Below are 11826 nucleotides of genomic sequence, written 5' to 3' on the forward strand. Positions count from 1 at the left end.
AAACAGCCCCTTAGTAGTAGCTATTCCGCTTCTGATCTCAAGGCTTCCACGTATTGGTAGGCTTCTTGGCCAGCGCTGCCGGCGTCACCGACTGCGGTGGAGACTTGGCGTAATTTCTTCTTACGGACATCCCCACAAGCAAAGATGCCTGGCACGGCGGTAGCCATGTTTTCATCGGTTAGGATCCAGCCTTCTTCATCGGTAATGCCCAAGTCGCTGAAGGGCTCACTGTTAGGCAAGAGCCCTACATAGATGAAGACCCCACCAGCGGGAACTTCCGTCACTTCATGGGTCTTGACATTTTCCACCAAAATACTGGTGACTTGCTTACCATCGCCTTTAATTTCTTTGACCACGCTATCCCAGGTAAAGGAAATCTTGTCGTTAGCAAAGGCGCGGTCTTGGAGAATTTTTTGGGCCCGTAATTGGTCACGGCGGTGGATGATGTCGACCGTGTTGGCGAATTGGGTCAAGTAACTGCCCTCTTCCACGGCCGAGTCGCCCCCACCGACTACCTTAATATCGCGGCCCTTATAGAAGGCCCCGTCACAGACAGCACAGTAGGAAACCCCGTGGCCATTGTATTCTTCTTCCCCCGGTACATCCAAGGTCCGGTGCACTGACCCGGTAGCGATAACGATGGCCTTAGCCTTGAAATCGCCATTATCGGTTTCAATCAGGTGGTAAGGTTTACCCGGGGTGACTTTCTTCACATTACCGAAGACATACTCAGCCCCAAATTGCATGGCACTTTCGTACATCTTGTTGGCTAGGTCAGGCCCAGCAATGCTCTTGTAGCCGGGGTAATTTTCCACCGTGGCGGTATTAATCAGTTCTCCACCTGGGACTCCCCGTTCCAAGACAGCGACCGCTAAATTGGCCCGTGATGCATACAGGGCCGCGGTTAAGCCGGCTGGACCGGCACCGATAACAATCACATCATAGGTTTTACTTGCTTCACTCACGTTGATTCCTCCACTTTTTTCGCTTTAGTCACACTTTATCCCCAGCCTCCACCAGACCGGCGCGCTGGGACCAAGAGACTAAGAAATTATTTCAATTCCTTCTCTAAGTCAAGTAGGTAGGCGCGTAAGTCATCTTTGATTTCTGGATGGCGGAGGCCATAGGAAATACAGGTTTTCATATATTCTAACTTATTGCCGACATCATAGCGTTGGCCGGTGAATTCAAGGGCAAAGACCCTTTGTGTTTTGTTCAGACGGTCAATGGCGTCAGTCAATTGGATTTCGTTCCCGGCTCCAGGTTCTTGGGTTTCCAAGAGGTCAAAGATTTCTGGAGTGAGGAGATAACGACCGATAATGGCCAAGTCACTCGGCGCTTCGCTAGGATCAGGTTTTTCCACGAATTGGCGGACATTATAGATCCCGTCCTTGTATTGGGCTTCCGGATCGATAATGCCGTACTTGCTGGTATCTTCGTGGGGCACCCGCATAACGGCAATATTTGAGGCATGAGTTTCATGATAAGCGTCGATCAATTGTTTTGTCAAAGGAACTGCATCTTCCATCAAGTCATCGCCCAGCATCACCACAAAGGGTTCGTCGCCGACAAAGGCCTTGGCTTGGAGAACCGCGTCCCCTAGCCCCTTAGGATAGGATTGGCGCTTGAAGAAGAGGTTGAGACCAATGGTTTCTTGGACAATTTCCAGTAAGTCGTCCTTGCCCTTGGCGTGGAGGTTTTCTTCCAGTTCAATATTGGAGTCAAAGTGGTCCTCGATGGGACGTTTGTTCTTCCCAGTAATGATTAGAATATCCTCGATCCCACTGGCCAGCGCCTCTTCCACGATGAATTGGATGGTGGGTTTATCAACAATTGGTAACATTTCTTTGGCCATAGCCTTGGTGGCTGGCAAGAAACGGGTTCCTAAACCAGCTGCAGGGATAATGGCTTTTCTTACTTTCGTCATAGCTACTCCTTTATGCGTGAATTAGTTTTCACGGTAATTATTGTGACAGTTGGTCACTAGTCTCTTCTCTTAATGTAAAAGTTGTTTAGCAATTTAGCAAGCCTTAGGGGGATTCTTATCACTTTTTTATCGATTATTCGTCCCCTATGCTTGCTTTTAAAAAACGCGCCTAATCATTCAGCCGGGCTTGCTTGGCCAAGGACTGTTCTAAGGCCAGGCGGTCTAAGCCGACTTCTTGCTTGCCTTGGCGTTTCATCAGGTCTTCGACGAGTTTCCTTAAATCTTTGTGGTCATAGAGAACCTGGTAGGTGGTTTGGGTGATGGGCATTTCGATACCGACCGATTGGGCCAATTCATAGGCCGACTTGGTGGTATGGACACCTTCTACGATCATCCCCATGTGGTCGAGGACTTCACTGACCGACTTGCCCTGACCAATTTGGTAGCCGGCCTGCCAGTTCCTGGAAAAGGGCGAGGTACAAGTTACAATTAAGTCACCAATCCCGCTCAAACCCGCAAAGGTAAAGGGGTCTGCTCCTAAGGCCACCCCGAGTCGGGTAATTTCCGCCAGGCCCCGGGTCATCAAGATGGCCTTGGCATTATCACCAAATCCCAAACCAGCCAGGGCGCCAGAACAGAGGGCAATAATATTTTTTAAGGCACCTCCTAGTTCCACCCCGACCACGTCGTCATTGGTGTAGACCCGAAAATAAGCGTTCATAAAGAGTTCTTGGAGGGCTTCAGCCGCCTTCAAATCTTGGCAGGCTGCGGTAATACCGGTGATATCACGGCGGGCCACTTCTTCCGCATGGCTGGGTCCCGATAAAACGACCGGGCCTTGAATGGCCAAGTCCTTAAAACTGTCTTCCAAAATCACCGATACCCGCTCATGGGTCTCTAATTCTAGCCCCTTAGCCGCATGGAAGATCAGGGGCGAGTCTGCCTTTGAGTCCTCAGCTTGTAAAATAGCCGCCACTTGGTCGGCTACCCCACGGATCGCGTTGGTGGGGACCACAAAGCCGATCACTTGGGCGCCTTTAACCGCCGCTTCCAGGTCAGAGGTTGCGACAATGTCCTTGGGCAAGCTGGCCTCTTTTAAATAGGCGGCATTGGTGTGTGCTTGGTTGATTTCATCCGCCTGATTTTGCCGGTGGGTCCAGAGGGTCACCTGGTGGCCATTTTCCGCTAAGACCATGGCCAAGGCCGTCCCCCAGGAACCAGCACCTAGTAAGCTAATTGCTTGTTTTACCATTATCTTCTCCTTTAATTCACTTTTATCCACATTGACTTGCCTTAGGCTGATTTCTCCTGCTTCACTTGGGCCCGCCGCTTGCTTAAATAGTTATAGTCGCTGTAATAAGGCAGGTCCCCTTGTTTCGTACGCCGGTAGATCAAGAGGGCAATCCCCGCGACCACTAGGACTAAGGACAGGGCCTGGGAGACCCGGATCGGCCCCAGGTAGAGGGAATCAGTCCGCAAGCCTTCAATGAAGAACCGTCCCGTCCCATACCAAATCAGATATAAGAGCCCGGTCTCGCCAAGTTTTAAAGTCTTATGACGGTGGCGGAGGAAGAGTAAGACCCCTACCCCCAGTAAATTCCACAGGGATTCGTAGAGAAAGGTGGGATGGTAGTATTGGCCGTTAATAGACATTTGCTCAACGATAAAATTGGGTAAGTGCAAGGTCTCCCGTAAGAATCCTTCGCTAACTGGGCCACCGTGGGCTTCTTGGTTAACAAAGTTACCCCAACGGCCAATTCCTTGGGCCAGGAGTAAGTAAGGCATGATCACATCCGCCAAAAAGCTCACCTTCATCTTATGGCGCTTGGCATAGATAATCGCCGTCAAAGCGCCCGCGATAACGCCCCCATAAATGGCAATACCGCCCTGCCAAATGGCAATAATTTCTCCCAGGTTTTCCCGGTAGTAGTCCCACTCAAAGATCACATAATAGAGCCGGGCTCCGATAAAACCGATGGGCACCGCCCACATGATCATGTCCATGACCTGGTCGCTATCAAACCCCTTGCGCTCAATCTCTTTCAGAATCAGCTCCACCGCCAAAAACATGCCCAGGGCAATAATAATCCCGTACCAACGGATCTCAATCCCTAAAAAGGAAAAGGCCACTGGGTCAATAGCCAGGAGGTTAAGGCTGGGCAAAAGCTGTCCGAGTAAGGTCGTCATCATGACTCATCGCCCGCTTCCGCCTGTTCCTTTTCGGCGTGGGTCTTAGCATCCGCTTCCTGGTTGGCTTGGATGAGGTGGGTCAGTCTTTCTTCGAATTCCTTACCGGCATTGTAGCCCATATTGTTGGCCCGAAGATTCATGGCCGCCACTTCCACGATATTAGAGGAATTCCGCCCGGTGCGGACAGGCACGGTAATTTGAGGCACATCCACTCCGAGGAGAGAAACCATTTCCGGCTCCGAACCTAAACGTTCATAGTCTTCATCGTCATCCCACATGACTAAGCGGACGATCAAGTGGAGTTGTTGGGCCTGTTTAACCGCCCCAGCCCCAAAGAGGGTGAGGACATTAATAATGCCCAGGCCGCGGATTTCGATCATATTTTGTAAGATGGCCGGCGCCTCGCCCACGATGGAATAGTCATCGCGTTTATGGAGTTCCACCCGGTCATCCGCCACAAGACGGTGGCCGTTTTTAATTAATTCCAGAGCGGTTTCGGACTTACCAATCCCGCTGTCCCCAATAATCATAATCCCTAAACCATAAACATCCACAAAGACACCATGCTTGGACACCCGGGGTGCCAAACGTTCTTGGAGATAGGTGGTGATATTGGAATAGAGCCGGGTCGTTACCGCACTCCCCTGTAAAATTGGAATTTTATTTTCTTCGGCCGCTTGAAAGACCTCATACTCTGGCATCAAGTCGCGGGAGAAAATAAAGACCGGCGTATCTTCCCGGGACATCCGTCGCATAATCAAGAGCCGCTCATCACTAGTCATTTTCTTCAAATAGGAGTGCTCGTTCCGGCCAAATAATTGGACCCGTTCCGAGGGATAGTAGTTAAAATAACCCGATAATTCCAAGCCCGGACGGGAAATGTCGCTGGTTTGAATCAAACGGTCTAAATACTCCTCTCCCTGGAGCACCTTTAGCCCAAGCTGGTCCCTGAGCTCTTTAACGGTTACTGCTTCCATAATTGTTTCCTTTCTCTTTTTAAATCTCACTTCATTTTACCATAGGCCCACCCCATTAGTAAGGCTGAGAGTGCGACAGTCACACCAAAGGACGAAATCGCTGGAGAAAACTGGGATAAGCTCAGTGAAACTGAGCGTTACCAGTTTTTAGTTAGGTTCGACTTGGCAGACTTGGAGTGATTTCACAAGTCAGAAACAAGCGAATACTTCGCTTTTATTCAGACTTACTCCAATCATCCAAGTCTAGGCGCCAAGTCTCACACCCTGTGTGAAGCGGACGTTCGTCCTGTGACTGGAGCACGTTTTGAAAAGGATGTGAGGATGCCGTCAGAGACTTGAATTGCTGGAAGAAAATACCATAAGCACAGCTATAAGGATGTGAGGAAGGATCAGGGAGGGAGATTCCTTGGAAGAAAAGATGATAAGATCAACTTGCTTGATCGTTCAACTTTTCTGAAAGGACATCCCCTACCCCTTCCGAACTCAACTAGACTGTGCGTTGGAATTTTCTGAAATGACTTCAAGTTTGGCGTCCGAACTCAACTAGAGAGTGTGACGGGTGCACCAAAGGCCAAAAATAATCCTAAACCAAGGCTAACTAAGAAAAAAGACTGCAACAAGTGTCGCAGTCCATTTAACGATTAATAGCATTTAAGTAAAAACCTACTTCCGTCGCACTTTCTCCAAACATGCTCCAAGCGCAAGGCAAGCGTCCACTTCAGAAAATGACGACAAATTCTCTCTGAGAATTCTTACGCCTTTTTCTTCCAGTTGCTATAGCTGTTCGAAGCGTCAGCGAGCTACAGATATAGTATGCGTAGCGGTCTTGTCTTCTGACGCGCTTGTCGCACTCTCTAATAATCATTCCGGTAAGGATCAAAGATTTTCTTCAAGAGTTCTTGGGCCAGACCATAGATCAGGGCCAGCACCATGCAGTAGAAGAAGGAAGAAATCCAGAAATAAGCTGTCCCCATCAGGGAGGAAGCCAGCCAGAAGATAAAACCATTCAAGACCAGGTTAAATAAACCCAGGGTCAGAAAGTTTATCGGCAAGGCTAAAATTTTCAAAATTGGGTAAACCAACTTGTAGAGAATCGCGATGACTAAAACCACAATCACCGCTGAGCCAAAGTCCTGGATATAGACCTCTGGCCAGAAAATCCGGCCCAGTCCTTGAAGGATAATGGCTTGGATCAAGAGACGAATAATATTTCTAATCATGGTCGACCTTAACCTTCTCCACTTCCTTAATTTGGCGTTTGTTCAAGTCCCGATAGACCGGTTCCACATCATCTTCACTCTGTGTATAAGCCTCTTGGCGCGGATTCGTCCGCCGTCTAGTCCCTTGGCCTCCCCCAAAGAAAGTCCGCTTAAAGTTGATGATACTTTCATTAGGGATTAAGACCATCAGGGCCAGGTAGATAAAAATAGCTAGGTAACGTAGCGGAGTAAAAAGAGCCACCGCAAAGGCAATCCGGAGCCAAACTGCGGAAATACCAAAGTAATCAGCAAAACCACCACAAACCCCAGCAAAAACTCGGTTGGTTAATGAGCGTTTCAATGCTTTCATAAAATCTCTCCTTTTGATTAAAACAAGTACCATAGATCCCGCCTGTTCAAACGATTAAAGAATCGCTGCTAAGATATAAACAAAATTAGGTATTAGATAGCGGGATATAGGAATATTTTACCATAAGCACGCCCAAGACTCGACTCTCCCTGCCTGACAAACAGCGAATTTAAAGGATTCTAAAGAAATAAAGAGTGCGACGGGTGCGCCAAAGATCGATAACACTGGAGCTAAAGAGCAAAAATTCTTGAAAAGAATTTCTTGCACTTTAGTGAAGTGGAGATCGATCTGCACCCGGAGCACGTTTGAGAAGGATGTGAGGACGCCACTAAAGACTTGAATTGCTGGAGGAAAATACCTTAAGCACAGCAAGTCTGTGCGTTGGGATTTTCTGAAGCAACTTCAAGGCTGGCGTCCGAACTCAACTATAAAGGATGTGAGGAAGGACCAGGGAGGGAGATTCCTTGGAAGAAAAGATGATAAGATCAGAAATAAGGATGTGAGAACGCCATCAAAGACTTGATTTTCTGAAGCAACTTCAAGGCTGGTGTTCGAACTCAACTTGCTTGATCGTTCAACTTTTCTGAAAGGACATCCCCTACCCCTTTCGAGCTCAACTAAAGAGTGCGACAAGCGCGTAAAAGAGCAAGACCTCTGGAAGAAAAAGGCGTAAGAATTCTCACAAAGAATTTGTCGCCATTTTCTGAAGAGGACGCTTGCTCTGCGCTTGGAGCACGTTTGAAAAGGATGTGAGGAAGGATTAGGGAGGAAGATTTCCTACTCCTCCGCTCCCGGCAGGCCTTGCCAGTGACATTGGCTGCCGCTAGGGGTCATTTCGACCGCTAACTGGATGGGTAATTCCTGCTTCAGTTCTTCCCGGTGGGAGATGACAGCAATTAAGCGGCCCGAACGTTGGTGGAGGTCCACCAGGGTATCGAGGGCCTGTTGGAGGGTTTCCGAGTCCAAGGTCCCGAAACCTTCATCAATAAAGAGCATCCCCACATCAACTGTCCCAGCTTCTTCCTGGATCACATCACTAAGGCCCAAAGCTAAGGCCAGGGAGGCTTGGAAACTTTCGCCCCCTGACAGGGAGTGGACGCTGCGTTCGCTGGCGGTATAGGAGTCAAAGACATTGAGATTAAGCCCCTTAGCCTGGTTGCCTCCGATCTCATCCTCCGCTCGCTTAAAGTAATACTTGCCATTGGTCATTTGGTAGAAACGCTGGTTGGCCCGCTCGACAATCCAGTCCAAGTAAATTCCTAAAATATAACGTTGGAAGGAAATCCGTTGACTCTTGTTGAGCTTCCCATTGGCGACATCAGACAGCTTCTTCAAGTCGCCAAAGCTCTGGTAGCGGTCTTGGTAGTCCTGCCATAAGTCAGTCAGGAGAGCGACTTGGTCCTTGAGCCGGATAAGGTCTTCCCGCTCCTGACTTAATTGGCTAGCGGCTTGGTCATAGGATTGGTCGAGGTTGATTTTTTCCTTTTGGTAAGTGGCTTGGTCTTGATCAATAGCCAAGTCTTTTTCTTTTGCCTTTAAGGCCTCCAGCGCCTTTTTATAGGCATAGACCTGGTTAGAATAAGCAGATAAAGTTTGGCTTATCGCCTGCCAGTCACGGTCACTTTGGTGGAGGGCCTTGACCTGGTCATCACTAAGATCCGATTCTCTTCGGGCTTGGTCTAAACGCTCAGCAATGGCCTGAGACTGTTCTTGGTTTTTCTTGACCGCCGCTTCTTGGTAGTCCCGCTTGGTGGTGAGGACGGCAGCTTTTTCTTTCAAAGTTTGCTCTCTTTGGGCTAATTTTTGCCCTAAAGCTTCCAAGTCTTTGGCTTCTGTCTTAAGGGCTTGGGCTTTTTCTTCTAAGGCAGCTTGAGAATCTCCAATCAAGAGAGCTTGAGACTGCTTAAGCCGGTCTGTCACTTGATCCAAATAAGCTTTTTGCCGGCTGACCTGACCTTCACTTTTAGAAAGTCCCTGCTTAAGAGTTTGCAGCTGAGTTTCTTGGCCTTTAACCTTTTCCTTTTCTTCCGCCAGGGCTTTTTGATTAGCCTGGTCTTTGTCGTATTTCTCTTGGTAAGCCGCACTGGCTTGCTTATAGGCACTCTGAGCTTGGTCCAGCCGGTCTTGCCAGTCAGTGATAGTGGCCTTAGGGTCAAAGTCATATTGCCTACACAAGTTGGCCCGACTCTGCTTGTGGTAGTTGAGGGCCTGGCTAGCTTCTTGGTAGGCTTGGCTAGCCGTTTGGGCCTGGGCTTCTAATTGGTCCACTTGGCCTTGGTCCAAGTCTTCAGCAGACGTGTCGGCACTGACTTGGGCCGGATCAGGATGGTCAAAGCTCCCGCAAACTGGACAAGGACTGTCCGGACTGAGGTCCTGGGCCATAATCCCGGCCAGATTGCGTTGGTAGGTCTGCTTAGCTTCCAAGTAGGCCTGGTTGGCTTTTTGCCAGGTCTGCTCCGCCTGGCGGAAGTCCGCTTCTCCCTTTTGAATGGCTTGGTCAAAGGATTGGAGCTGGTCGAGTCCGGATTTTAAGTCAGCCAGTTGACGGCCGGACTCTTTGACCGCTTCCTTTTCTTGGCTCAGGCTGTCGGGGTCAAGAATGGCCTGGCTTAGTTGGTCCACTTGGGCCTGGCCTTGGCTGATGGCTTCTTCTAGACTAGCCACTTGGTCTTGGCCCTTTTGGTAACTAGTTTCCAGGTCTTCTAATTCAGCCTGACCAGCTTGGACTTCCTGTTGGGTGCTGGCATAAGTGACCCAGTCCTTGAGACCGGCTTGGACTTGGTCGATGGCTTCTTTAATCTGCGGCAAGCGCTCCAAGTTTTCTTTTTGCGCCTCCCAGTCCTTGTCATAGTTGGCTCGGGCGGCTTGGTGGTCTTTTTCTTCCTGGGCCAGTCTGGCCTGACTTTGTTCCAGGTCCTTAGCCTCTGCTTGGGCCTGGGCTTGGTCTTTTAAGGCCTGGTAGAAGGCTAAAGAAGCCTGGTAGTTTTGATAGGCCGTTTTTAAATCAGCCATCTGGCTTTGCTTGGCTTCTAGGCGGTCTTTTTCTTGGGATAGGTCGGCTTGGGCGTCAAAGTAATCTAAGACTTGGCTGAGCTGAGTTCGCTTAGCTTCCAGATTTTCCAGGTCTTGGCTGGCTTGCTTGAAGTCCGCTTCTTTGGTCGCTAAAAAATCAGCTAAAAGCTGGCCTAGCTTGGCCTCCCCCTGATCTTTTAAACGACCTTCTAACAGCGCTTGGTCTTCTGAACGAAGCAAGGTCTTTAAGCGTTCTTGGGCCGCATCGTGGTTTTTCTTGAGGCGGTCTAAGTCGCTCTTGACCTGGCTGTATTGGTCTTGCAAGTAGGTCTGGAAGCGGTTAATGGCCTCGGTATGGAAGATGTGGGTAAAAATTTCCTCCTTGTCCCGGCTTGAGGCCTCCAGCAGGCGCTTGAACTCGCCCTGGGGCAGCATAACGATTTGGGTAAATTGGGACTTATCTAAACCGATAGCCTCTTTGAGATAAGTTTCTAGCTCATTTTTCTTCCCCGACACCAACTTGCCGTCAACATTGACTTCCAGCACTTCAGAAGGATAGGCCTTAGACCGCCCTTCCACCGCTCCGGGGCCAGTTTGTTTGGGCTGACGGTAGACCTGATAGTGGTGACCATCACTGTCAAAGGTAAAGCGCACATAGGCTAGGTCCAAGTCGGTGGCAAAACGGGACTTGAGTTCACTAGCTTCCCGACTCGATCCCGAGGCGCCCCCGTAGAGGGCATAGGTGATGGCGTCAAAGAGAGTGGTCTTACCCGCCCCAGTATCTCCTGAAATCATAAACAAGCCATAGGGCCGGACCCGGTCAAAGTCAATCACGGTCAGGTCCCGGTAAGAACCAAAGGCATTCATTTCTAAACGTAAGGGAATCATGGTCCACTTCCTTTCTCAGTCAGCTAGTCAGTTTCCTGGCCTTTTTGGGCCGCTAACCAGGCCGCCTCCACCGCCTGATTTTGCGCTTCGGTCAGGGTCTGGCCCAGGGTTTCTTGGTAGAAGTCGGCGAAGAGCTCTAAGGGGTCAGCCACTTGGCGGCTGAGCTTGTCTTTACTGATTTTCCCCTCAAGCTGGGCGCTGACCTGGCCGATATTCACATATTCCAGGTTCATAATATTGGGATAATTCTCCCGCAGCCGGTTCATCCCGTCATGGACTGGGGTCTGGTCAGTCAGTTCAAAGTAAATATAGTCCTCCGACTGCCCCGTTAAGGCCTGGTCAAAGCTGGTCTTAATCACGCGGACATCGTGTTGGGGTTGGATCATATGCTTGGTGACCTGGATTGATTCCTTGGTCAAATCAACCTCCAAATACTGCTTATGGTGGTGGGCTTCGGACTTGGAGTACTTGAGCGGACTGCCACTGTAGCGAACCTGTTCACCCTTGACCCGTTGCGCCCCGTGCAAGTGACCCAAAGCCACATAGTCAAAGTCTTGAAAGACCCGGCTGGGCACATATTCGGTGGTGCCAATCGATAAGGGCCGCTCTGACTCCGATTCTTCTAAGTCAGCCCCGGCTTCATCCAAGCTAGATGAAGTCACATAGCCGTGGTAGACAATTAGATTCAATTGGTCAGGGTCAAAGGATTCCTGGCCCTTGATGGCTTGGACCTGTTTAGCTGCGGCCTTTTCCAAACTGTCAATGGTCGGGTCTTGGTAGAGCTCGCGGATGACCTGGTAGTCGGCATAGGGGAGGAGATAGACCCGGGCTCCGTCTAATTCGACAGATTGAGGGACTTTTTGTGGTAAACCCGCTAGGTGGACATTTTGGCGTTCATAGGCCCGGGCCCCGTAGGCAATCCGCTCGCCAGCATCGTGGTTGCCAGCAATAATGGCCACAGGGCAGGTCAACTCCACCATTAATCGATCAATCAGTTCATTGGCCAAACGAACACTATCCCGGCTGGGAAGCGACCGGTCGTAAAAATCGCCCGCAATAATCACCAAGTCCGGCTCAAGCGCCTTGAACTCATCAATCAGCTGGTGGAAGACCACTTCCTGGTCAGCCAACATGGACCGGTCATTAACAATCTTCCCAATATGCCAGTCGGAAGTATGGATAATTTTCATGGGCAGCTCCTCTTTTCAAAATACGAACTATCTAATCAAAACGTGTTCCAAAAGTCAGCCCTGACGTCCACTT

9 protein-coding genes are annotated in these 11826 nt (G+C 49.7%); all 9 read right to left on the reverse strand.

Translation table 11 applies throughout. From position 1 onward, the window contains the following. Window positions 1-20: 20 nt before the first annotated feature. Entirely contained in the window at window positions 21-965 is a 945-nt protein-coding gene (trxB, locus tag DBT49_RS08565) for a thioredoxin-disulfide reductase (protein WP_070558711.1), read from the reverse strand. 86 nt (window positions 966-1051) lie between these two features. Continuing rightward, the gene (galU, locus tag DBT49_RS08570; RefSeq protein WP_064293231.1) at window positions 1052-1927 is read right to left on the reverse strand and encodes a UTP--glucose-1-phosphate uridylyltransferase GalU; all 876 of its coding nucleotides are present in this window, start codon (window positions 1925-1927) and stop codon (window positions 1052-1054) included. Window positions 1928-2096: 169 nt separating this feature from the next. Then, window positions 2097-3179 carry an NAD(P)H-dependent glycerol-3-phosphate dehydrogenase gene (locus tag DBT49_RS08575; RefSeq protein WP_070558712.1) on the reverse strand — a complete coding sequence of 361 codons (1083 nt, stop codon included), beginning with the start codon at window positions 3177-3179 and terminating at the stop codon, window positions 2097-2099. Between the two features lie 41 nt (window positions 3180-3220). Further along, window positions 3221-4117 (reverse strand): prolipoprotein diacylglyceryl transferase, encoded by an 897-nt coding sequence (gene lgt / locus DBT49_RS08580; RefSeq protein WP_083300421.1) that lies wholly within the window; start codon window positions 4115-4117, stop codon window positions 3221-3223. Next, complete coding sequence (gene hprK / locus DBT49_RS08585; RefSeq protein ID WP_070558713.1) at window positions 4114-5094, reverse strand: HPr(Ser) kinase/phosphatase; 981 nt, start codon at window positions 5092-5094, stop codon at window positions 4114-4116. Before hprK ends, lgt begins: the two co-directional genes overlap by 4 nt. 854 nt (window positions 5095-5948) lie before the next feature. Continuing rightward, window positions 5949-6314 carry a phage holin family protein gene (locus tag DBT49_RS08590; protein ID WP_070558714.1) on the reverse strand — a complete coding sequence of 122 codons (366 nt, stop codon included), beginning with the start codon at window positions 6312-6314 and terminating at the stop codon, window positions 5949-5951. Next, window positions 6307-6663, reverse strand: coding sequence for a PspC domain-containing protein (locus tag DBT49_RS08595; protein ID WP_070558715.1), 357 nt, complete (start codon window positions 6661-6663; stop codon window positions 6307-6309). Before DBT49_RS08595 ends, DBT49_RS08590 begins: the two co-directional genes overlap by 8 nt. Before the next feature lie 777 nt (window positions 6664-7440). After that, window positions 7441-10563: an AAA family ATPase gene (locus DBT49_RS08600; RefSeq protein WP_070558716.1), complete on the reverse strand. Its 3123-nt coding sequence runs from the start codon at window positions 10561-10563 to the stop codon at window positions 7441-7443. Window positions 10564-10586: 23 nt separating this feature from the next. Beyond that, window positions 10587-11753 (reverse strand): exonuclease SbcCD subunit D, encoded by a 1167-nt coding sequence (locus DBT49_RS08605; protein WP_070558717.1) that lies wholly within the window; start codon window positions 11751-11753, stop codon window positions 10587-10589. Window positions 11754-11826: the final 73 nt, after the last annotated feature.

Source organism: Aerococcus mictus (assembly GCF_003286595.3).
Taxonomy (GTDB): domain Bacteria; phylum Bacillota; class Bacilli; order Lactobacillales; family Aerococcaceae; genus Aerococcus; species Aerococcus mictus.

Bases quoted from the DNA above. Each gene is read 5' to 3' on its own strand.
- galU (WP_064293231.1), bottom strand. From the start codon at position 1,927: ATGACGAAAGTAAGAAAAGCCATTATCCCTGCAGCTGGTTTAGGAACC.
- DBT49_RS08575 (WP_070558712.1), bottom strand. From the start codon at position 3,179: ATGGTAAAACAAGCAATTAGCTTACTAGGTGCTGGTTCCTGGGGGACG.
- lgt (WP_083300421.1), bottom strand. From the start codon at position 4,117: ATGATGACGACCTTACTCGGACAGCTTTTGCCCAGCCTTAACCTCCTG.
- hprK (WP_070558713.1), bottom strand. From the start codon at position 5,094: ATGGAAGCAGTAACCGTTAAAGAGCTCAGGGACCAGCTTGGGCTAAAG.
- DBT49_RS08590 (WP_070558714.1), bottom strand. From the start codon at position 6,314: ATGATTAGAAATATTATTCGTCTCTTGATCCAAGCCATTATCCTTCAA.
- DBT49_RS08595 (WP_070558715.1), bottom strand. From the start codon at position 6,663: ATGAAAGCATTGAAACGCTCATTAACCAACCGAGTTTTTGCTGGGGTT.
- DBT49_RS08600 (WP_070558716.1), bottom strand. From the start codon at position 10,563: ATGATTCCCTTACGTTTAGAAATGAATGCCTTTGGTTCTTACCGGGAC.
- DBT49_RS08605 (WP_070558717.1), bottom strand. From the start codon at position 11,753: ATGAAAATTATCCATACTTCCGACTGGCATATTGGGAAGATTGTTAAT.